A 23,622-nucleotide genomic window follows, 5' to 3' on the forward strand; every position below is an offset into this window, starting at 1 on the left:
TCGATAAAAAATTTCATTTTCCGTTTCCTCCAATTTAATTATTTTTTGACGACAGCATGTCCACCAAATTCGTTTCGTAATGCTGCAACAACTTTCCCAGTAAAGGTATCATTTTCTAATGATCGGTAGCGCATCAATAGCGACATTGCAATTACTGGAGTAGCCGTTTGTAGGTCTAACGCAGTTTCAACCGTCCATTTCCCCTCTCCAGAAGAGTGCATAATTCCTTGAATTTCATCCAATTTGGCATCCTTTGAAAATGCATTCTCTGTTAATTCCATGAGCCAAGAACGAATAACAGAACCATTATTCCAAACTTTTGCTACTTTTTCATAATCATAATCAAATTCACTTTTTTCAAGTACTTCAAAGCCTTCTCCAATCGCAGCCATCATTGCATACTCGATACCGTTATGAACCATCTTTAAGAAGTGCCCGCTTCCCGCTTTACCTGCATACAAGAAGCCATTTTCCACGGCTGTATCTTTGAAAATAGGTGCAACTTGTTCCCAAGCCTCGGGATCTCCGCCTATCATATAGCAAGCACCATTTCGTGCCCCTTCCATTCCACCAGAAGTACCAGCATCCATAAATCGTACGCCAATTTTCTTTAAGTCATTGTAACGTTGGATGGATTCCTTATAATGAGAATTTCCTGCTTCGATTACAATATCATCTTTGTCTAAAAATGGTGCAACTTCATCAATTACTGAATCCACAACAGAATGGGGAACCATAATCCAAATGATTCTTGGCTTATCTAATGAATCTACTAGTTCTTTATAGCTTGATACCCCAGAAGCTCCATATTTCTTCATTTCTTCCACAGCACTTGGATTCACGTCATATGCGACTACATCGTGATTGTTATCAATAAGATTTTGTCCTAAATTTAAACCCATTTTTCCTAATCCGATTAAACCGACCTTCATGTTGTATTCCTCCAATAGTTTTGTATTTTTTAAGAGTGTAATAGACTTTTAGTAATTTGTACTAGTAGTGCATGAATCTCTTTATTTCATTCCTACTAATTTTTTAGTTGCTTGATTTTGGGTTCTTTCGTCTAACCACCATTTAAATCCATTCTCTTCTAACAATGAATCAGATGCCTTTGGACCATTTGAGCCTGAGTGATAACCATGTAACGGAACAAGGTCTTCTTCAAATGCATCAAGAATCGATTGAACCCACTCCCATGACAACTCAACTTCCTTCCAATGTGCAAAGAATGTTGAATCCCCAATGAAAGCATCGTAAATGATTCTTTCGTACGCTTCTGGTACACCCAATCCCTTAGCCTCGCACGAAAAATCAATGCGAACCGGCTCGATAATCCCATTGTTTGTTGGGTTTTTACTATTTAATTGGAGAGAGACATTTTCATTCGGACTTATTTCTACTATTAATAAATTCGGTTCTATCGCCTGGTTCGTATTTTCATACTGTGAATTCAATGTATTTTTAAATTCAATTACAATACGAGTTGATTTTTCCCTCATTCTTTTTCCAGTTCTAATATAAAAAGGCACTCCGCTCCAGAATGGATTATCAATCCAGATACGAGCTGCAATAAATGTATCTGTTTTGGAAGCAGGATTTACTCCTGGTTCGTTTTTATACCCTATAACTTGGTCACCATTACTCTCCCCTGACCCATATTGCCCACGAACAATATTCAAATGAACATCTTCTTTATTCAGTGGACGAACTGCTTCCATAACCTTACGCTTTTCATTCCGGATTTCCGAAGCATTAATCTTTTTAGGTAAGGACATGGCGGTCATCATTAACATTTGAAGCATGTGGTTTTGAACCATATCACGTATGGCTCCAGCGTGATCATAATAACCCGCTCTTGTCTCGACACCAACTGTTTCACTCGCTGTGATTTGAACATTTGCAATGTAATCCTTGTTCCAGATGGATTGTAGGATTGGATTGGCAAATTCAAGAGCCTCAAGGTTCTGAACCATTGATTTCCCTAGGTAATGATCAATCCGATAAACTTCTTCCTCTTCAAATGCACCGCTTAGTTTTTCATTTAACTCACGAGCCGACTCGAGGTCATGGCCGAATGGTTTTTCAATCATCAATCGTTTCCAGCCAGTGGTATTCCCAAGGCCGCTTTCTTTAATGTTTAAAGCAATTACATCGAAAAATTCAGGAGCTACTGAAAGATAGAACACTCGATTTTCTTTTATTTGAAGTTCTTCCTCTCGTTGCTTAACCATCTCGAGTAATCGTTTATACCCTTCTTTATCGGTAACATCAAGGGCCTTATAGCGAAACATATCTAAAAAATCATCCATTTCATCAGATGCATGTTCAAGACGGCGTGAGAAAGAAAAGATTGATTCTTTCACTCGTTCTTGAAAGTCGTTTTGAGAAAGTTCAGCTCGTCCAAGTCCAATTATTGATACAGGCTTTGGTAACTTTTTATCAACAAACAGGTTGTATAAAGCAGGGAAAATCTTTCTTTTCGCTAAATCACCTGTTGAGCCAAATAATACAAAAGTCATTGATTCCAATTTAAGTCCTCCTAGTAGCTATCTTCTAGTTGTAAATCTTTCACCCTTGTCTAACTATAATAGAGTTATCTTTATCTCTATCCAAGGTAATGTATATATCAGTCATTCCAAGAAATAATCCATTCTCGATAACTCCAGGTATCAGGTTAAGCTTACTTTCTAATTCCTTAAGATTCGTAATATCTGTAAAATGAGAGTCAAGAATGTAGTTACCATTATCCGTTTGAAATGGATTTCCATGAACTTGTCTTAAATGGGGTATGAGCCCAAGTTCTTGAATCCTTTTTTTAGTCATTTCAATTCCGAATGGCAATACTTCTACTGGTAATGGGAAGGATCCTAATCTCGCAACGTTTTTATCTGGGTCAGCCACTACGATAAATGTTTTTGCTGCATTTGCGATGATTTTTTCCCGTAAAAGGGCACCACCGCCCCCTTTTATAAGATTTAAATCAGGGTCTACCTCATCAGCACCGTCAATCGCCACATCTATTTGTTCAACCTCATTAAAAGGAATAAGTGGGATTCCAACTTCCTTAGCTAGTTTTTCAGTTTGTTTTGAGGTTGGAATTCCCTTTATAGAAAGTCCATTTTTCACTAGTTCTCCAAGTTTAGAAATGGTATAAAACACTGTCGATCCAGTTCCTAGACCAACCACCATTCCATCTTTTATATAATCAATCGCTTTTTCTCCAACCACTTTTTTCTCATTCAAAGGATTCTTTCTCCTTTCATATCAAAAACCGGAGATTCCACTTTTATTTATTCTGCCATTGCTTCTTAATTTGCTCTTCCGCAATACGGAATATTTGACTTTGAGGTGTGCCTTTTTTAACAATGACATTTGTTAAATATTTTTTTCCTTTATATTCAAGATTCAGGGTTACCTCAACCATATGATTCACTCCTATCTGAAAAATATTTTTTGTATACTTTTTTATAACAAGTCACTATTAATATCAAAGTTACTTTATGTAACCAATATACTCCCCAAATTATTCATAGTCAAGAAAAATATCTTGAATTAAAGATACTTTTTCAAAAAAATAATCTCTCACCGTTTAAACAGTGAGAGATTTGCAAATTAAAACTAGGTTTACTAAATGTATGATTAAAATTAAAAACCGTATTCTTCTTCTTTCGCTTTTCTAATCATATCAACTGCATTAAAAGTTTGGACGGTGTCATCCGCTAGACGATCTAAACGGAAAAGAATATCATCGTTAATGATTTCTTTGCGTAAGAAGTCTTTTTCTTCGATAAATACATATGTTGGAACGATGTGAGCTTTCATATACGCTAAAATCGGCTTTAATTGTTGCTCCACCATTAAATAATGCTTCGGTGTACCAGCTGTGACGACAACACTAACAACCTTATCACGGAAAGCATTAACAGGTAGAAGGTCAAAGATATTTTTTAATGTTGCAGGGATCGATGCTTGAAAGGTAGGTGTCCCAATAATAATGGCATCTGCTGACATAATCGTCTCTGTCACATATTTTGTATCTCCTTCATATTCAAAGTAATTTCGGCCATCGCTAAATTCCAATTTATAGTCAGCTAAATCAAGAAGTATGATTTCATGTTCTGGAAATTTTTGCTCAAGTATTTCTTTGGTTTTGAGCATTGCGGTTTTTGTTTTAGAGCCGACAATCGAACCGGCTAAAGCTACAATTTTCATAGTTCGTTACCTCCTTATGATTTGGCAGTATATTTTTTAATCGCAGGAATGATGTCGTTCCCGATAATTTCAATGTTTTTCATTATTTTTTCTTGGGGTACGCCACCAAAGTCAATTTGCGCCATAAAACGTTGCATTCCGTAAAGCTCATATTGGTAATGTAATTTCTCGATAATTTGTTGTGTACTACCAACCATTAATGCATCACGAGTATCAGGTGCTTGAGCAAATTGCTGCTTTGGATAGCCACTACCACGAATCGCTTGAAATCCTCCATTAATATGTGGGTACATTCCTTGTAGTGCTTCTTGTGTTGTATCTGCTACGTAAAATAAGCTTGTTGTTGCGATTGGTAAAGCTTTTGGATCATAGCCACTGCGTTCGGCTGCTTCACGATATGCATCAACAGAAGGCTTAAAGTTGATGGCTGGCCCACCTAAAGTTGTCAGCATCATCGGAATTCCCATATAACCCGCTTTAATGGCACTTGCAGGCGGACCACCTACAGCACGCCAAATTGGAAGCGATCCATTTTTTGGTTGCGGCAAAATTTCTGCATTTTGTAGTGGTGGACGGTATTCACCTTGCCATGTAATACGCTGTTCTTCATTTATTTTTTTCAGCAGTTCTAATTTCTCTTCAAAAATTTCCTCATAATCCTGTAAGTCAACGCCAAGTAGGTGATAGGCACCTACACGTGACCCGCGACCAGCAACGATTTCTGCACGACCATCTGATATTAAATCAATTGTGGCGAAATCCTCGTACACACGCACAGGGTCAGAAACACTTAATACAGTTGCTGAGCTTGAAATTTTAATTTTTTCTGTCGCTTGGGCAATCGCACCCAAAACAACAGTATGTGCTTGTGTGGTGAAATACGTTTGGTGACTTTCACCAACAGCAAATACGTCAATACCTGCTTGTTCTGCTAATTTGCTTGCTTCGATAAGCTCGGTGATTCGTTGCTGTGCTGAAATTCGATCACCGGTTAATGGGTTGGGAATATGATCCCCTAATGAATATAGTCCAAACTCCATGCCTTTTTTTGGATTGATGCGGTATTGTTCCATGGTTAATCCTCCTCAATTGGCTTTAGATTCTCTTCAATTTCAGTACGTCGTTCTTCTAGAAATGGTGGTAAATCTAATTTTTCACCTAGCGTTTCAATATCACCGTCAATTGTGAAACCAGGTCCATCTGTTGCAATTTCAAATAGAATTCCGTTTGATTCCCGGAAATATAAACTTTTAAAGTAGAAGCGGTCTACAATGCCGGATGAATGGAAGCCTCGTGCTCTTACCTGTTCACCCCAATAGGCAAGCTCAGCATCATCTTTAACACGAATTGCTAAATGATGAATACTGCCGCGTCCTGGTCTTTCAGTAGGACCATCTAAATATTTCACAACGATTTCTCCAAAAACTTCGCCTTGTATCGATTGGAAGATTGCTTCATCCTCCGTACGTGAAATTTGTGTATACCCAAACATCTCTGTTAGTGTTCTTGCTAGTTTATCAAGTCTGCGCACTGTGATTTCCACTGAACCCATGCCCTGAATTTGGTGTTCCACGGGCACATTTGATTTTTCCCATACATCCCAGTGTTCAACCTTATCACCGTTTGATACCAGTAATACCATTCGCAAACCTTCTTTATCTTCAAAGTGTAAGGCTCGCTTGTTGGCGTATGTTGTGATTTCACTGTGTTGTACACCATATTCTTCAAAACGTGCTTGCCAATAAGTTAAGCTGCTTTCGGTTGGCACAAGCAAACCAATTCGGGTAATGGCATTTGTGCCCCGATGCGTCCTCCCCACTGGTGGGATTTCAAAGAATGATAGTTCTGTACCGGGACTTCCAGTTTTATCTCCGTAAAATAAGTGATACATCGTTGGTTCATCCTGGTTCACTGTCATTTTTACTCGTCGTAGTCCGAGTACTTCTCGATAAAAACGGTTATTCAGTTTTGCATCCTTTGTAATCATTGAAATATGATGATGCCCAGGTATTGTATTCATAGTTCGTCTCCCCTTTATCATTTTACTAATCAAGTGATGTTGTAAAAAAAATTATATATTTGGCATTCTCTTTTTTTCGCTATTTTTTTGCACACGCGACATAAGGTTATATAAGATTTTTTGTTCTTCTTTGGATAAACATTCATCAAAGAAAGAGGATTGAAACGCAAGCTGCGCTTCAAACGCATGATCTAGTTTTCCTATGCCTTTTTTAGTTAATGAAATTGTTTTTGTTTTCCAGTCTTGCTTTCTTGTAATGAGGCCTTCTTTTTCAAGACGAGTTAACATGCGTGAAATACCGCCTTGTGTCACCGTAACTTTCTCAGCAAGCTCACTTTGAGTTAAAGGTCCGTATGTTGATATTTGCATTAATACATCAAATTGTGCAGATGTTAAATCAAATTGCTTTAAGAAATCATTTGAAAGCAAGTTACTTCGATGTGTGAATCGAGTGAGCCGTAGCCAGATTAATGAACCACGAGTATTTTTTTGCATAACGCTGTGTCACTCCCTTTCGTTATTATCACTTTACCACTCAATTGATGACATTGCAATAAAAATATCTTGAATTCGAGATATTTATTTATTAAAAATCTCTCACCTTTAACCGCGAGAGATTTCCTCAATACATCAACTATGGTATAACGAACCTATCTTGATAAAATATATTTATCGACCTGTTACGATTGCTGGATGAGTGACAATAATCTACCTGACATATCATGGATATTCTCAGTTGTATGATTAATTTCTTCAGTAACAACAGCCTGTGATTGAATTTTACCACTCATATTATTAATACTTTTGACAATGTTTTCTACTGAGGAATTGATATCCTCTATTATTTTCTCAATTTGCTTTACCGCCTCTGAAGTACTAGAAGATAGTTTTTGTACTTCTGCAGCCACCACACTGAAGCCTTTACCCTGTTCACCTGCTCGAGCTGCTTCTATTGATGCATTTAACCCGAGTAAGTGGGTTTGACTTGAGATTTTTTTAATTAATTCAGTTATTGATTTTGTTAATGCAATGCATTCTTTTGCTTGCTCCGCAGATTCCGATGTTATCTCATGCTCATGAGCAATTTCTGTTGCTTGATTCGTTATATCATTAATATTTCCTGCCAATTCCCTTAGAGAATGTGTAAATTCATTCATCTCGTTTCCGATTTTCTCATCAAATTCTTTTCGATCAATTTCATGATTTATATCCCTTAACACTCCTGATACCAGAACTGGATTTCCGTTATCGTCCCGTACTGTTTTTACTAACATGTTAAACCATCTGTCTTCTCCATTTTTGGTCTTCATCTGGAATTTCATATCGAATTCGGCTTGATTCTTATTATAAAGATAAGAATTAAAGCTATTTCTTACGTGTTCTCTATTTTCCTTTGATACCAGCAGCAACCAAGTTTCCACTTCGAGAATAAATTCATTCTCTTCATATCCAAGTAATTGTCTAAATTGTGGGGAATACCAAACATCCTTCTTATTATTTTTTAAATCCATTCCCCATGCCCCTTCGATTGTTGTTACACTATACCCAAGTGACCTTTCAATAAGTTCTAAGCGGGCTAATAAATTTTTGATCCTTAACGTGTTTAATTTATTTTCATGGATATTTACGATTGTACCGACATTTCGATATGGAACACCTTGTTCGTTTCGCAACGTTTCAGATTTCGCATGGTACCACTCAATTGACCCGTTTTTCTTAACACTCTTAAACTCAATATCGTAAGGTTTTCTTGTTTCGCTAGAATAATGTTCCTGGAAAGCCTTTGTAACGCTTTCCACTTCATCTGGTGCAATGGTGTTTAACCAACTTTCAAATACATTTGGGAAATCATTTTCATCTTGATACCCCAATGATGTTCGGAAGTTTAGGTCATAAACATTTCCAGCAGGAATACCATCATTAATTTCTAAATCCCATGTTCCAATTCCGTTTAGGTCTGTGACGATTTGATGCTTCACAGATAAATTTTCATACTTTGTTTTTAAAACGTCTATATATTCGTTCATAGAATCTAACAAACTTTGAAGCTCTTTATCTTCTATTTGTACTGAAATTTGATACGAGGATAGGTTGTTGTCTTCCCGGGCTGCTTCCTTCATTCTCTCTATCTCATTAATTAAGTATTGAATCTTATTTTTTCTGTTTCGCACGAACATTTCAATTAAGCCTCCCAATTATACTATCAAAAAATATCTTGAATATATTTATCTTAAATTCAAGATAATTATAATGCATAGAAAAATAGTGGTCAATACAGAAGCAATTGATAAGCAAATGTTCGGAGAAGATGGTAAATTGCGTCCTACTATTACTGCACCAAATTGAAGTTTACCTGTTTTTTTGAGATAAAACTTGATTCCATCTTTTATCCTTAATCGAGGAACCAGGATGGTAAGCGAAGATTTTCCGGTTAAATGCAGAATGGATCTCATATCGGGGTATATAAGGGGAGGTTTTCCGGTTATGCAAAGGAAAATCTCCCCTTTTCGAATTTTTCGAGTCAATAGGCGGAATCTCTCCGTCTATATAAGCTTCTTTTACAAATAATTATCAATTAAGTGTAATTTTTCCTTCTATTTATCAGGTCGGGTGCTTGACTTGATCCACAACGGATAGGTGCGGACCCTCGGTGAATATCTATTCCTCAATTTCGTTTAATTATTTTCGCAGGGTTCCCACCCACTACGACATTATCCGGTACATCTTTTGTTACGACTGCTCCCGAAGCAACGACAACATTATTACCTATTTTGACACCTGGATTTATAATCGCTCTTCCACCAATCCAGACATTGTGACCGATTGTTACTGGAATCCCGTATTCAGCACCCGAAATTCTTTCTTTCGCATTTAATGGATGTGTGGCTGTATAAATGTGGACCCCCGGTGCGATAAAACAGTTATCGCCGATTCGGATTTCACAAACATCTAGAAAGACACAATCAAAATTGGCATAGAAATTTTCGCCCACGTGTATGTTGTAGCCGTAGTCACATCGGAAAGTTGGCTCAATGTATAGGTTTTTACCTGTGGATCCAAATAGTTCCTTTAGTAATTCCGCTCTTTTGTTGTCCTCCGTTTCGATCGACTCATTAAATAATCTAGTTAACCTTCTCGCGTTCACTCTATCTCTCAGCAACTCTGGATCAGCTGCATTATAAAGTTCACCATTCAACATTTTTTCTTTTTCAGTTTTCATCTTTTAATCTCCTTTCCATTAGCCTGTGCAAAAATGATTACATTATATTTGAACTAATATTATTTCTCTTTAGTAGAACCTTCTTTTTCAGTAAGCCATTTAATTTTTCAGAACTTAATAGCATTGCTGCAATAAATATAACAATACAAATTGGAAAGATCCCTATTGTTGAATGGGACGCAACGAAACCAAGGAGAGGTGGCATGAATGTGGTGCCTGTATAAGCAACCGCCATTTGATAGCCCATAATTGTCTGAGAATGCTTTTTCCCAAAGCGTGCCGGTGTTTCATGCAACATACACGGAAATATCGGAGCTAATCCAAGCCCAACAATAATAAAGCCTACAAGCGAGAAAATGGACGGCAGTGGTAAAAATAGAATAATGGCACCAATTAATGCTAGTATTTGTCCCCCACGAATAAGCGTACGGTTCGTAACTTTAAAAGTAATAAAGCCTGTTATCAATCTACCAATTGTTATTCCCGCATAATAAAAGGAAACCCAGCCAGCAGCAGTTGCCGGACTTAACCCTTTTATATTTACCAAGAAACTACTTCCCCAAAGACCCACTGTTGCTTCAACAGCACAATAAAACAGGAAGGAGACTAGCGCGAATTTAACTCCTTTTATTTGTAGAGGTTTTACATCCTTAGCGCCTTCATCATCCATTACACCCTTTGAAACTTCCGTCACTAGGGTACTGTTACTGTTTCTTGTCACTCTAGTCCATAAGGGCAAAGTGAACAGAAGGATGATAACTAACGCAAATTGAATACCAGAAATCACAAAGTACCCATTTCTCCAAGCATTTCCTTCCAATATAAACTGAGCCATAATGATTGGACCTAGAGTGGCTCCAACTCCCCAAAAACAATGTAACCAACTCATGTGATGTGCTTTATAATGGGTTGCAACATAATCATTTAATCCCGCATCAACTGCTCCTGCTCCTAATCCAAGTGGGATTGCACATACAATAAGCCATGCAACCGATGGAGCAAAATGAAATCCTAACAAAGCAGCAGCGGTCATTAAGACACTGACAATTGTGACCTTGCCAGTCCCGAACCGTCTTAGTACCCTCCCGCTAACTAAACTGGAGATAATCGTACCTCCGGCAATCGTCATAAAAAGGAATCCAGCAGTCTCTAGTGGTGCTCCAAAGTCTGGCTGCATCACTGGCCACGCTGCTCCCAATAATGAATCAGGTAAACCAAGGCTGATAAAAGCCAAATATATAATAATTAATAGGAGTGTTGTCATCTTTAAACCTCGCATTTACATAATCTTGTATTTTTCAATTACTGCTTGTTTCATTCATCATTAAATCAAGTCCAAGTCTTCGTAATCCGTATAAATAGTCCTGTTTCCACTCACTTATAGTAAGCTCTGGGAGATGTTCGGAAGGGATATATTTTGAGCTGCCTAATGCAATTTTATCTAATGTTGCTTTTTCAACTTCATCATTACAAAAAATAATGGTATGAGGATTGATAATCGCTACAAATGATGCTATTAATCTGCTGAACGCATCAATCATACCCTCGCCTGCCAAGGCCTGCCCAAAATTCCAGTTATCATATTGAGGCACGAATGAAACCTCTCCCGAAAAATGAGTACTGCCTCGCACGACGATACCATTGACCATAATCCCAGCACCGGGACCATTTTGACCGGAATATAAATAGACTAGCGATTTATTTTTCTTGTTTCCCTCGCTATGGTAAAACCCTAACACTGCCGCATTCATATCATTCTCTATCACAACAGGTATCGAGAAACGGTTTTCCAAGTATCCCTTCAGATCTAAGTGTTTAAAATGCTCATAACCAGGAATATAAAAGATCCGTCCATTATCAACGGAACCAGGTACACCAATGGCTAACGAGCTTATTTTCGGATATTTATCTATTATCTCTTCAACACACCCGGTTAATAATGTTAAATCAGCATCTGCTAAAATGCTTGACGTATTTCCTGCATCCCTTACTTCACCTAAACAGTTAAAAACAATATAATTTGTCTCTGATTTTTCCAAAAAGATCGCCAACCCTAACATATACTCCGGATTGTATGTATATCTTTTCGCCCTTCTTCCACCGCTGGAATCATCAAGACTAACTGATAAAAGTTCGCCTTCCGTTTCCATCTGTGATAAGAATTTGCTTATTGTAGGGAAACTAATCCCTAATTTATCGCTAAGTTCAACCTTGGTTGCACTTCCTAGCTCTAAAAGAGATTTACGAATACTACAGTGGATTACCTTTTTCCTAGATTTTGGAGTTGTGTTCACAAGAATCACCACCTATAAAAATAGACTTATTAAATCACTTTAATAAGTATGCAATAAAAAAACTTATTAAAATGATTTAATAAGTTTTTCACTGCTACCATATCATATAAAGTTTGTGCAAACAATGGGTTTTTAGAATTATATACATGGACAAGCCCCATCCCATACTACTGTTCTATAATGATCCGGATCCGTGTCCCCTTCTGTACTGATAATAAGAATTTTCGAGTCTTGATTTAGTTTCAATGATTTTCTCATATCATAAAGCATTTGATTTTCTGCCAAAAGACTAACTAATCCAATACCTACTGCTGCACCAGATTCGCCTGAGACAATATGTGGGTCTGATCCTATTGGGTTTGCAAGAATTCGCATGCCCCTTGCGGCCACATAGTCTGGGCAAGAAACAAAACTCCCGGCATAATCTTTTAAAATACCCCAAGAAGATTTACTTGGTTCCCCACATGCTAACCCTGCCATGATCGTATTTAAGGAGCCCGTTACTGCATGAGGGTTTCCATCGTCAATTTTTATAGATTTGTACAGGCAATCAGCCTTATCTGGTTCAACAATAACTGTAATTGGACGTTCCTCCCCAAACTTATCCACTAGATATCCGAGCATACTACCAGCAAAAGAACCAACCCCAGCTTGTAAAAATACATGTGTTGGTCGATCATCACCAACTTCAGCAATCTGCTCCATTGCCTCATCTAAGATTGTTAGATACCCCTGCATAATCCAGACCGGAATGTCTTCATATCCATCCCAGGCTGTGTCCTGTACCAAGACCCACCCATTCTCTTTAGCCTTTTGGCTTGCCAGCCTAACTGTATCATCGTAATTTAAATCTGTGATAGAAGCTTCTGCTCCTTCTTTTCTAATATTGTTTAATCTTATTTCCGAAGAACCCTTTGGCATATATACGACAGATTTTTGTCCTAGCTGGTTTGCTGCCCAAGCTATACCTCTTCCGTGATTTCCATCAGTTGCTGTTACAAACGTAATTTCGCCCAACTTCTCTTTTACTTCTTTGCTTTTTAATTTTTCAAAAGATAACTCTGAAATATCGACGTTCAATCGTTCCGCTAGATATGTACCAACGGCATAGGAACCGCCTAATACTTTAAAAGCATTGAGTCCAAATCGATACGATTCATCTTTAACCCAAATATTATGAACTCCAAAATGATTAGATAACTTATCTAAGCTGTGAAGTGGTGTTATTTTATATTCTGGAAAGCTTTTATGGAAGTTTCTAACCTTTTCAACAATTTTACGATTCATAATTTCTACAGATGATTTCTTTGAATCTATATTTTCATTTACTATATATTGAATTCCTGTTAAATTAGTCATTTCTACTCTCCTAACATGTTTTATTCTCATATAATTCAAATAGAATCTTGTAGTTTTTTTAACGTCTTTAATAAATCTCTATATTCTTGCTTACCTATACCGTTTTCCGCTTTTTCTTGTATTTGCAACCAAATAGTTGTTGCTTCCTCTAATTTGGCAATACCTACATCAGTAATCGAAATAGATTTTGTTCTTGAATCATTTTTATCTTTTGTAATGGTAACGTAGCCACTTTTCTTTAGGATATTTACATTACGAGTAATCGTCGTTTGGTCAAGTAACATCATCTCTCCTAGCTGGCTAATTGATATCTCTTTATGATGCGAGATGTTTACCAACATATAGTATTGGGTCACTTTTAAGCCCGTAGGCTGCATTTGCTTCTCATAACTTTGCGTAACAATTCTTGCTGCCTTTCTAAGGTTTGCACAGGCACAAAATTGTATAATATAATCCATCTCATTGTGTTTGTTATTCATAAGTAGACCTCCTTTCGATTCTATTCAAACTGGATAAGCCTGCCGATTTGTAATATTCAGATTATTTGTTGACAGTTAATATATTTATCTATACCATTATATATGTATATACATGAATTAAGAAGAATTACTGGGGAAGATTGGTTCTTTTTTGCAACGACACACAATATATGTATATACATATAATCGATTTGAATCGAGGGGATGGTTATGGTTAAGCAGGCACTTTATCTTGATGATTTAAAGGTGGGTGATACTTTTATTAGTGAAAAATATCATTTAAGTGCAGACGAAATAAAAATTTTTGCTCATGAGTTTGATCCACAAGTTTTCCATTGTGATGAGATTCTTGCGGAGGATACTTTTTTCAAAGGATTAGCTGCTAGCGGTTGGCATACTGCAGCGATTACGATGAAATTACTAACAGCCAGTCTGCCTTTTGCTCATGGAGTTATTGGAGTTGGCGGAGAAATTACATGGCCGCGGCCAACTCGCCCAAATGATGTTTTACATGTAAAATGCACAATTAAAGAGATCAAACCTTCTAAATCAAAACCTAACCAAGCTCTTCTATTCGTTGAGAGTGTAACTTTAAATCAAAATAATGAGGTTTGTCAAAAATTAGGTGCAAAGCTTTTGTCCTTTAGAAAGAATTAAAACTAGATACCTACTGAAAAAGCTGCCAAAGGGTACTTGGCAGCTATGTAAGATTACTGAACCTTAGGTTCCGAAGGGTAAAATATTTTCTGGTTATTTTTAGATGTCGAATTTGCCAAGACATTTTATTGACTTCATTATTGAGAGGTATGGGAATAGATAAAAGGATAAAAAAATAAGGGGGACATCCCAGTTCAATAAGATTTCTCCCCTTATGTTTATCAATCACTTTAATTCTGAAAGTGAGATTCGGTATAACTTATCATCATTATCTTGTGCATTTCCCCGACCATCCAAATTATTACTAACAAAGTAAAGATTGTTCTCCTCAATTCGTACATCCCGAATTCTGCCAAGGCCCGTTATAACTTTATGGTATTCACCCGTTTCAAGGTCAAATTGTAAAACGGCAGTTCCTCTCAAGGCAGCAACGTACAATTTTCCATTATGATTAGCCATTCCAGACGGTGCCCAGGTTAATTCTTTACCAGAAGTGAATAGCGGTGAAACCATCCCAGCTTGTTCTTCGTCCCCTTCGATAATTGGCCATCCGTAATTTTGACCTGCTTCAATTCTATTTATCTCATCATTTGCGCTGTTTCCGTGTTCACTAGCATATAGCGTTCCATCCGGTAACCAGGTAATTCCTTGAGGATTACGGTGGCCATAACTATAAACGTATGAATCCGAAAACGGATTATCATTTGGAATCGACCCATCAAGATTCATTCTTAAAATTTTTCCGCCTAATGAATCAGGATCTTGTGCGATTTCGGGCTCTGAAGCATCACCAGCTGTTGCATAGAGTTTGCCATCGGGACCAATCTTAATTCTGCCTCCATGATGGTAGGAACCACTTGGGATTTTATCGAGAAGCAAGCTCTTTTCCCTCCAAACATTATCCTTCAAATGCAGTTTTACAATCCGATTAAATTGCCCGGAACTATCTACATACGTATAATACGCATAAGCTAGATTCGATTCCTGAAAGTCGGGAGCAAGTACAAACCCCAATAGGCCTGCTTCTGAAGTTGTGGCAAGGTTTTTCTCAAGTTCTACAGTTTGCCTTTCCATTTCTCGATTTTCTATTTTCACAATGGACCCAGATCTTTCAGTCAGATAGAAAGTATTATTAATCTTTTCAATGGACCAAGGAACGTTGAGATTTTCCGCAACCACTTCTAAATCAACTTTTGCTTCCCGACTTGGAGTTTTTTGCTCGTCATTTTTATGTACTTTATCTTGTTGATTATTTGAAGAACATCCAACCAGGAAGAGAATGAGCACCATACATACCGTTATCATTTTGTTCACGCTAATCACCTTTCCTTTGCCATTTGAATACCAACTTTTTAGCGTGGGGAAGAAGAATGTAACAAAGACATATAATACGAAGACTGGTATTTATCCCAAACTTATTTAGTGCAATCACTTGTTGAAGATCAACTATTTAAGCATAACTAATGAGTTAAAACCAGTTGGTGCATTATTCTTTTTTGTTATTTGATGATGGATTACTTTTTAAATGTTTTTTACTCCAATCGCCCATACTATCAAGTATAGGAATAAAGCTTTTCCCCAAAGGTGTTAACGAGTATTCTACTTTGGGAGGCACTTCTTTATAGACTTCTCTGTGAACCATTTGGTTATCTTCCAATTCTCTCAACTGACGTGTCAATATTCCTTTTGAAATATTAGGTAATAGCCTTTGAAGTTCATTAAATCTTCTTGTTTGTGTGCTTAAATGCCATAGAATGATAATTTTCCATTTTCCTGCAATGATGTCTTGAGCTTGTGTAACTGGACAAACTTCTATTTGTTCCTCTGGAGGCTCACCAACGAACCAACTTCGTGCCATAATAAATACCTCTCTTCTTAGTGGTACTGTTTTTGTGACTATGTTATAAAAAAAAGACTACTTATAAAAAAATATCTAATACTATAATATTTGATTATGTTTAATAATCAAAACAAAAGATTGGAGAGATAAATAATGAAATTATTAGTAACAGGAGCAACAGGAAAATTTGGCACCAAAGTTGTAGAGACTTTATTAAAAACAGTACCAGCCAGTCAACTGGCTGTCAGTGTTCGTAATCCAGAGAAAGCAAAAGGATTGCAGGCTCGTGGAGTAGAAGTTCGACAAGGAGATTTTGATTATCCGCAAAACTTGGATTCTGCTTTTGCAGGAATTGAACGCTTATTAATTATTTCTGCAGATGGAGACAATGAAACAAGAATCCGTCAGCATGCCAATGCGGTAGGTGCAGCAGAGCGTGCAGGAGTTAAATTTATTGCGTATACTAGTTTAGCAAATGCACAAGAAAGTACAAATTTATTCGCACCAACGCATAAGGCAACTGAGGAAGAGATTAAGAAAACAGGCATTCCTTTTTCATTCTTGCGTAATAATTGGTACTTAGAGAATGAAATTCCAAGCATTCAAGGTGTTCTAGCGGGAGCTCCTTGGGTAACATCAGCAGGAAATGGAAAAGTGGGATGGGCATTACAACAAGATTATGCTGAAGCAGCAGCTGCAGTATTATCTGAAAATGGACATGAAAATACCATTTATGAGCTTTCTGGTAAGCCTTTGACACAGGAAGAATTTGTTTCTGTCCTTGGGAATTTGCTGAGCAAAGAAATACCTATTCAACAAGTAGATGATGCTACTTATACCGATATTATGAAAGCTGCTGGCATACAAGATGTCGTTATTCCAATACTTGTTGAAATCCAAAGAAGCATTCGAGAAGGCTCATTAGATTTCGAAAGTAATGATTTCGAAAAAGTTCTTGGTCGTCCAGCTACGCCAATCAAAGATGCACTTACTCAAATTGTAAACGGAATTTCCCAAAATCAATAACTGAACTGAACCGACCTTATTAAAATAGTGTCGGTTTTTTTTACGTTTAACACAATGGGCTTTGTTCTGTAATTTAAAGTAGATAATTAACATTATCTAATAATGTAAACATCAACAATCGATTAATCAACATTCGTCTATAACACTAATTCTATAGTCTTCCTGAATCTTGTTTCACTAACAAATGTAGAGCCTAATAACAGTAAACCACCAATCACTTGTAACATAGTGAATTGCTCTTGTAAAATCAATCCTGATATTAAAATAGCCACAAATGGGTCAACATAGCTTAACGTTGCTATACTTTGCCCTTTTTAATTCTCCATACTCTTGAAGAACAGCCAAAATCCTATTCCCGTGTTAATAATCCCTAAAAAGATGATAAAGGGAATGGAAGATGATGATACACTAAACATGTTAAGTCCTTCAGTTAAGAGAACATATGGTAAAAGAATCAACGCTGTTACCCCTAATTGAATAATAGTCACTTCCAACCGATTCATTTCTTTGATGAATTTATTTAATAACATCAATGAGGCATAAAAAACAGCTGCAATTAATCCAAAAGTAATACCGAGTAAATCTTCCATCCCAGGAGCACTTAACCCATTACTAACAATGAAAACCATCCTAATAACTGTTTTGAAAACTGTTTTCTTTGACCAACATTTACAATATGAAAAAAACATCTCCTTATATTGAATAGGAGATGTTCATCTTTTACTTATTCACAATTCTATTGTATGTGTTAACCGTTAACACATACTAAATTACATATACTTATTGCCTTACCTTTTAGTTCTTCCCCGCTTCCCTCTCCCTCTCACTCCGGAATAGGAAATGATAAATTAGTTTGTTTTAAATAATGCCACATGGAAAGACCTGCTTTACCCGCACCCATTAAAACGCCTCATTGGGGTATCTTCACTGACAGATTCTAAAATCAAACTTTTTCCAGGTTAGACAAACACGTTTGTGTTCAAATACCTCTTACAATTTTGTTTTATAAGTTTGACACACATATTAGAGATTGCTAATATGATAACATCAAAACACATTAGCTCTATCTAATATGTTAGGAGGATAATAATTGAAAAACAGTAATATTGACATGAAAGTTAAATTAATTCATGGATTTTCTAATAAAACAAGGATTCAGATTCTCGAAAGCATAAAAGACCAGGAAAAAACAGTTTCTCAGATTGTAGAAGAGATTAATGGCAATCAATCAAATATCTCTCAACACCTTGCTTGTTTAAAAGGATGCGGGATTATTGTAGGGAGAAATGAAGGAAAATACTGCTATTATAGCTTGCGAAATCAACATATACGAGATCTATTGTCAATGTTTGATGTCGTTCTCGGGGATGTCGAAAATGATGTTGCATGTTGCGAACGTTATATAGGTTAGGAGTTGGAGTTAATGGCAGACAAATGCTGTGGTTCAAAAGAAAACGGACCACTTAATATAAAAGAAAAAACTAACAATGTAGTAACCGACATTTGTTGCAGTAGCCAATCTACCGATGAAGTGGAATTAAAGACAAAGAATGCTTCTTGTTGTAGTAGTCAAATTGAGAAAGTCATACCTGTAATTGAAACAGATAGCTGCTGTAACAAGCAATCTTCAGTCAAAATACCTGAAGAATCTTGTTGTAATAAAGAAAATGAGGTACTCCAAGAAGCATCACGTTGTTGCACAAGGAAAATTGAAGTGTCTCAAACAGCAATTAAACTTTCAGTTATAGGTGAAAAAGCAGAATTTCGTATTCATGGAATGGATTGCCCATCTTGTGCCCTAACCATCGAAAAGGGATTAAGCAAATTAAAGGAAATTAAAGAGGTAAAGGTAAACTACAATACTGCAAAACTACAGTTAGTAGGAATAGATAGCTCTTCTTTTGCTCAGGTAGAAGGTGAAGTTCAAAAATTGGGTTATACGATTGAACCACTTACACTAAATAAAAATATGAGAACCTTCAGTGTAGAAGGAATGGACTGTAGTAGTTGTGCAAAAAGTATTGAAAAGCATTTGAATACTTTCCCAACAGTTAAAAGTGTAAATGTGAATTTTTCAACTGGAAAAATGAAGATTGAACATGAAAATAGTATTGAAGAAATCGTCTCAGAAGTATCAAAAATTGGTTTTAAAGCTTCGTTACTAGAAAAGAATAATAAGCCAACTGAGGCACCGAAAAACAAAGAAGGTTATGGCCAGATTATCTTGTCAGGTATCTTAATTGCCCTTGGTTTTATTGGCCCATATACTGGAATTTCTTCTTTTATTACAACTTTAATGTATGCAGTTGCAATGGTCATAAGTGGGTATAAGCCAGTAAAAAGTGCCTACTATTCGATTAAAAGCCGATCACTAGACATGAATGTCCTTATGTCTGCAGCAGCTATTGGAGCTGCCTTAATAGGTGAATGGTTAGAAGGTGCAACGGTAGTATGGTTGTTTGCTTTAGGAACTACCCTTCAGAATATGTCAATTGAGAAAACAAGAAACTCTATCCGCAATTTAATGGATTTAGCACCATCAGAGGCATGGATAAAAGTCGGGGCTCAATTAGTTAAAAAGCCAGTAGAGGAAGTTTCCGTTGGTGACATTTTAATTGCAAAACCTGGAGATAAAATCCCACTAGACGGTGAGATTATTAAAGGTGAATCGAGCGTCAATCAAGCACCAATAACAGGAGAATCTATTCCTGTTGATAAAGAAATCGGAGACACTGTTTATGCTGGAACAATTAACGAAAGTGGGTCTCTTGAAATAAAAGTCACTAAGTTAGTTGAAGATACGACAATAGCTAAAATCATTCACTTGGTAGAAGAAGCACAAGAACAGAAAGCACCTACACAAGCATTTGTTGATAAATTTGCAAGTATATATACACCTATTGTCTTTATCTTAGCATTATCTGTAATGGTTCTACCTCCTCTACTAGGAATTGGAACGTGGGGTGATTGGTTCTATAAAGGTCTTGAACTATTAGTTGTCGCTTGTCCATGTGCCTTAGTTATTTCTACACCTGTAGCCATTGTTTCTGCAATTGGGAATGCTGCAAAGAATGGTGTATTGATAAAAGGTGGTACCTTCTTAGAAAAAGCTGGAGCAATTAGTGCAATCGCCTTTGACAAAACAGGAACACTGACTGAAGGAAAGCCAAAAGTATCAGAAATTAAATTATTTAACACATTAGAAGACGAATTATTATCAATTGCTTTAACACTAGAAAACTATTCAACCCACCCAATTGCAAAAACAATTGTGGAGTATGCTAATGATAAAGGGATTAAGTCTAAAAATGGTGAGTTGTTTAAAAACATCGTAGGCAAAGGCATTCAAGCAACTATTGATGGGGTTGTATATTATGCTGGTAACTCAAGGCTTTTTGAAGAATTGAATATACCTTTAGGTACTGTAACAACTGAAATTCAAGAGTTACAAAAGAAAGGAAATACTGTTATTATTATTGGTACACAGCAAGATATTATGGGTGTAATCTCAGTTGCTGATACAATCCGAGCCACTACTGTTAAGGCATTAAACGGATTGAAACAAGTTGGAGTTAATCAAATTGTTATGCTAACTGGTGATAATGAAGGTACAGCTAAAATGATTTCAAAAGAAGCTAATGTTAATCGTTATTTTGCTGAACTATTACCAGAAGATAAAGTAGATGCCATAAAGAAATTACAACACGAAGGTCATAAAGTAGCGATGGTTGGGGATGGCATAAACGACGCCCCTGGACTTGCCACTGCTGATTTAGGTATTGCTATGGGTGGAGCAGGAACGGATACGGCAATGGAAACCGCTGATATTGTTCTAATGGCTGATAACCTTGAAAAACTACCACACACGATTAAATTAAGCAGGAAAGCAATATCAATTATCAAACAAAATATTTGGTTCTCATTGATCGTTAAATTTGTTGCATTAGTTCTCATATTCCCAGGATGGCTTACACTATGGTTAGCCGTATTAAGTGATACAGGAGCTGCAATAATAGTTATCTTAAATGCCTTACGACTCTTAAAGGTGAAAGAGTAATCAAGTTGTAAAGCAGACAAGATAAGATTCAAATCAAGAATTTAATAAATTATTCTAAGAAGAATTCAATTAGGCCCCCCCTCTAACCTTTCATGAGTTTTTTGGGGGCTTTACTTTCTACTTAGACAAAATCTAGGATTTCCCGGACTGAACAAATAAAACAGAACTGTACCATTGTATCCGGCCCGTAGTCATTCCCCAAAACCCCCATCTTTCCCTTTTTTTTCCTTCTGGCTTGTATCGGGTATTCGGACAAGGTTATTAATTTCGTTCCGTAATGGAGATTAGATGGGATGTGTAGCAGTTTTGAATCGTTTTACAGTTAGTAAGTAACTGAATAGAGAATGAAAGTCCTACGAATTTACAGGTTATAAAACGGACTGATACCCTCATTGAACATGGGATTGAATGGATATTGAGAAAAACAAAAAGACTGGATCGCATTGGATCCAGCCTGGAATTTTAAATTGAACATACAGTTGAATAAACATTAGATACATATCATATCTGCCCACTGCTCTTCCTGTATTCTATGCCGTTTGGAAACCAACTATAAGGCAGGGAGATTATGCAGTATTTCTCTATTCCACCGTCACACTCTTCGCCAAATTCCGTGGCTTATCAACGTCACAGTCACGGTGTAGTGCTGCATAGTAAGAGATAAGCTGTAATGGAATGACGGAGATCAATGGTGTTAACATTTCGTGAACGGCTGGGAGCACATAACGGTCTTCGTCTGTCTCTAAGCCCTTCATTGAAATGATACAAGGATGTGCACCACGCGCGACAACCTCTTTCACATTTCCACGGATGCTTAGGTTCACATGCTCTTGTGTAGCTAGAGCAATAACCGGTGTCCCTTCTTCGATTAAGGCAATTGTTCCGTGCTTTAATTCTCCTCCTGCAAAACCTTCTGCTTGGATATAGGAGATTTCCTTCAGCTTTAAGGCACCCTCTAGTCCAACGAAGAAGTCCATCGCACGACCGATGAAGAAGCAGTTACGAGTAGTAGTGAAGTACTCCCAAGCAATAGCTTCCATTACTTCTTTGTCATCACAAAGCGCTTCCATGCTGTTTGCGATTATCCCAAGCTCTTTGACAAGGTCCATGCCTACCTTTATCTCCTTTGATTCAGCTGTTACATACGCAAGGATTGCAAGTACTGCTAACTGTGCTGTATAAGCCTTTGTTGAAGCAACTGCAATTTCTGGTCCTGCATGTAATAACAACGTGTAATCAGCTTCACGTGAAAGTGTTGAACCAGGTACATTTGTAATGGTAATGGACTTGTGACCCATTTCCTTTACATGTACTAACACAGCACGGCTGTCTGCTGTTTCACCACTTTGTGATATAAAGATGAATAATGGTTTCTCAGATAATATCGGCATATTGTATGAGAATTCACTAGAAATATGAACCTCAACCGGTATGTGCGCCATTTTTTCAATGAATTGTTTTCCAACAAGACCAGCATGATAACTAGTTCCAGCAGCAATGATATAGATACGGTCGGCATCCTTCATTGCTTCCACAATAAAAGGGTCAATCGCTAAACTGCCAGTTTCCGTTTGATATTCTTGAACGATTTTTCTCATTACCAAAGGCTGTTCGTCAATTTCCTTTAACATATAGTGTGGGTAGGTTCCCTTTTCAATATCACTTGCATCTAGCTCAGCTGTATATGGGTCACGGTCGATTGTTTCTCCCGCTAAATTTTTAATTGTGACAGACTCTTTTTTTACAATGACAATTTCTTTATCCATTAACTCGATATATTGATCGGTTACCTGAAGCATTGCCATTGCATCACTTGCTACAACATTGAAATTGTCGCCTAGGCCAACAAGTAATGGGCTTTTGTTTTTTGCAACATAGATTGTTTCGTTGTTTTGCTCATCAAGCATTGCGATTGCATAGGATCCTTTTAGAAGGCTGAGCGTCTTACGAAATGCTTCTTCTACTCCAAGTCCCTGGTTTACGAATTGCTCAAGTACTTGAACAACAACCTCTGTATCGGTATCGCTTTTTAACTCAATATTTTGTAGAAACTTATCTTTAAGCTGTGTGTAGTTTTCAATGACACCATTGTGAACAAGAGTGAATCGTCCAGTTATTGCCTGATGTGGGTGTGCATTGACTTTACTTGGCACTCCATGTGTTGCCCAGCGTGTATGGCCGATCCCTGCCGTAGCAAATAGACTTTGGTCTACAGCCTCACGAAGCGTTGCTATACGACCTTTTTCTTTAAACACATGAACACCTTTATCATTCATCACTGCGATTCCAGCTGAATCATATCCTCGATACTCAAGCTTCTCTAGTCCCTTTAACAAAATTTCCTTTGAGTCTTTTTGTCCAATAAAACCTACAATTCCGCACATAAATTAAGTTTCCTCCCTATAAAAGGGAACAAGAAAGCACGGGGCTAACTTGCCCCTTTTTTTCGTATTTATCT

21 protein-coding genes and 1 pseudogene are annotated in these 23,622 nt (G+C 37.1%); 4 read left to right on the plus strand and 18 right to left on the minus strand.

The window, feature by feature from the left end; all coding sequences use genetic code 11:
- Nucleotides 1-38: 38 nt before the first annotated feature.
- The 14 genes from gnd to V7112_RS21810 form a co-directional block, all read right to left on the minus strand.
- Complete coding sequence (gnd, locus tag V7112_RS21745; protein ID WP_335423709.1) at nt 39-932, minus strand: phosphogluconate dehydrogenase (NAD(+)-dependent, decarboxylating); 894 nt, start codon at nt 930-932, stop codon at nt 39-41.
- A gap of 81 nt (nt 933-1,013) precedes the next feature.
- Nucleotides 1,014-2,528: a glucose-6-phosphate dehydrogenase gene (zwf, locus tag V7112_RS21750; protein ID WP_335423711.1), complete on the minus strand. Its 1,515-nt coding sequence runs from the start codon at nt 2,526-2,528 to the stop codon at nt 1,014-1,016.
- A 40-nt stretch (nt 2,529-2,568) separates the two neighbouring features.
- Nucleotides 2,569-3,243, minus strand: a complete 675-nt coding sequence (rpiA, locus tag V7112_RS21755; protein ID WP_335423714.1) for a ribose-5-phosphate isomerase RpiA — start codon at nt 3,241-3,243, stop codon at nt 2,569-2,571.
- Between the two features lie 43 nt (nt 3,244-3,286).
- The gene (locus tag V7112_RS21760; protein ID WP_335423716.1) at nt 3,287-3,424 is read right to left on the minus strand and encodes a BA3454 family stress response protein; all 138 of its coding nucleotides are present in this window, start codon (nt 3,422-3,424) and stop codon (nt 3,287-3,289) included.
- Nucleotides 3,425-3,645: 221 nt separating this feature from the next.
- Nucleotides 3,646-4,212 (minus strand): NADPH-dependent FMN reductase, encoded by a 567-nt coding sequence (locus V7112_RS21765; protein ID WP_335423718.1) that lies wholly within the window; start codon nt 4,210-4,212, stop codon nt 3,646-3,648.
- 14 nt (nt 4,213-4,226) lie between these two features.
- On the minus strand, nt 4,227-5,285 hold the full coding sequence (locus V7112_RS21770; protein WP_335423719.1) for an LLM class flavin-dependent oxidoreductase: 1,059 nt from the start codon (nt 5,283-5,285) through the stop codon (nt 4,227-4,229).
- Between the two features lie 2 nt (nt 5,286-5,287).
- Nucleotides 5,288-6,232, minus strand: coding sequence for a ring-cleaving dioxygenase (locus V7112_RS21775; protein ID WP_335423721.1), 945 nt, complete (start codon nt 6,230-6,232; stop codon nt 5,288-5,290).
- Between the two features lie 51 nt (nt 6,233-6,283).
- Nucleotides 6,284-6,727 (minus strand): MarR family winged helix-turn-helix transcriptional regulator, encoded by a 444-nt coding sequence (locus V7112_RS21780; RefSeq protein WP_335423724.1) that lies wholly within the window; start codon nt 6,725-6,727, stop codon nt 6,284-6,286.
- A 185-nt stretch (nt 6,728-6,912) separates the two neighbouring features.
- Entirely contained in the window at nt 6,913-8,409 is a 1,497-nt protein-coding gene (locus tag V7112_RS21785) for a methyl-accepting chemotaxis protein (protein ID WP_335423726.1), read from the minus strand.
- Nucleotides 8,410-8,897: 488 nt separating this feature from the next.
- On the minus strand, nt 8,898-9,452 hold the full coding sequence (locus V7112_RS21790; protein ID WP_335423728.1) for a maltose acetyltransferase domain-containing protein: 555 nt from the start codon (nt 9,450-9,452) through the stop codon (nt 8,898-8,900).
- A 37-nt stretch (nt 9,453-9,489) separates the two neighbouring features.
- Nucleotides 9,490-10,716, minus strand: a complete 1,227-nt coding sequence (locus V7112_RS21795; RefSeq protein WP_335423730.1) for an MFS transporter — start codon at nt 10,714-10,716, stop codon at nt 9,490-9,492.
- Between the two features lie 34 nt (nt 10,717-10,750).
- Nucleotides 10,751-11,746, minus strand: coding sequence for an ROK family transcriptional regulator (locus tag V7112_RS21800; protein ID WP_335423732.1), 996 nt, complete (start codon nt 11,744-11,746; stop codon nt 10,751-10,753).
- A gap of 138 nt (nt 11,747-11,884) precedes the next feature.
- Complete coding sequence (gene dpaL, locus V7112_RS21805) at nt 11,885-13,105, minus strand: diaminopropionate ammonia-lyase (RefSeq protein WP_335423735.1); 1,221 nt, start codon at nt 13,103-13,105, stop codon at nt 11,885-11,887.
- Nucleotides 13,106-13,140: 35 nt separating this feature from the next.
- Complete coding sequence (locus V7112_RS21810) at nt 13,141-13,584, minus strand: MarR family winged helix-turn-helix transcriptional regulator (RefSeq protein ID WP_335423736.1); 444 nt, start codon at nt 13,582-13,584, stop codon at nt 13,141-13,143.
- 210 nt (nt 13,585-13,794) lie between these two features.
- Here V7112_RS21810 and V7112_RS21815 point away from each other — a divergent pair, with 210 nt between their 5' ends.
- Nucleotides 13,795-14,241, plus strand: coding sequence for a MaoC/PaaZ C-terminal domain-containing protein (locus V7112_RS21815; protein WP_335423738.1), 447 nt, complete (start codon nt 13,795-13,797; stop codon nt 14,239-14,241).
- Between the two features lie 225 nt (nt 14,242-14,466).
- On the opposite strand, the gene V7112_RS21820 is transcribed toward V7112_RS21815, so the two are convergent.
- Nucleotides 14,467-15,546 (minus strand): PQQ-dependent sugar dehydrogenase, encoded by a 1,080-nt coding sequence (locus V7112_RS21820; protein ID WP_438823936.1) that lies wholly within the window; start codon nt 15,544-15,546, stop codon nt 14,467-14,469.
- Between the two features lie 181 nt (nt 15,547-15,727).
- Complete coding sequence (locus V7112_RS21825; protein ID WP_335423742.1) at nt 15,728-16,099, minus strand: winged helix-turn-helix transcriptional regulator; 372 nt, start codon at nt 16,097-16,099, stop codon at nt 15,728-15,730.
- 135 nt (nt 16,100-16,234) lie between these two features.
- On the opposite strand from V7112_RS21825, the gene V7112_RS21830 reads away from it, so the two are divergent.
- Entirely contained in the window at nt 16,235-17,107 is an 873-nt protein-coding gene (locus V7112_RS21830; protein ID WP_335423744.1) for an SDR family oxidoreductase, read from the plus strand.
- Between the two features lie 137 nt (nt 17,108-17,244).
- Here the strand turns inward: V7112_RS21830 and V7112_RS21835 are convergent.
- Nucleotides 17,245-17,745: pseudogene (locus V7112_RS21835) on the minus strand (DMT family transporter); the annotation flags it as partial.
- 473 nt (nt 17,746-18,218) lie between these two features.
- Between V7112_RS21835 and V7112_RS21840 the strand changes: the two are divergent.
- Together V7112_RS21840 and V7112_RS21845 are read left to right on the plus strand one after the other, a co-directional pair.
- Nucleotides 18,219-18,518, plus strand: coding sequence for an ArsR/SmtB family transcription factor (locus tag V7112_RS21840; RefSeq protein ID WP_438823937.1), 300 nt, complete (start codon nt 18,219-18,221; stop codon nt 18,516-18,518).
- 12 nt (nt 18,519-18,530) lie between these two features.
- Nucleotides 18,531-21,164 carry a heavy metal translocating P-type ATPase gene (locus V7112_RS21845; RefSeq protein WP_335423748.1) on the plus strand — a complete coding sequence of 878 codons (2,634 nt, stop codon included), beginning with the start codon at nt 18,531-18,533 and terminating at the stop codon, nt 21,162-21,164.
- 581 nt (nt 21,165-21,745) lie between these two features.
- On the opposite strand, the gene glmS is transcribed toward V7112_RS21845, so the two are convergent.
- Nucleotides 21,746-23,548 carry a glutamine--fructose-6-phosphate transaminase (isomerizing) gene (gene glmS / locus V7112_RS21850; protein WP_335423750.1) on the minus strand — a complete coding sequence of 601 codons (1,803 nt, stop codon included), beginning with the start codon at nt 23,546-23,548 and terminating at the stop codon, nt 21,746-21,748.
- Between the last annotated feature and the right edge of the window lie 74 nt (nt 23,549-23,622).

It is taken from the genome of Bacillus sp. JJ1566 (assembly GCF_036962685.1).
Lineage (GTDB): Bacteria > Bacillota > Bacilli > Bacillales > Bacillaceae_L > Ferdinandcohnia.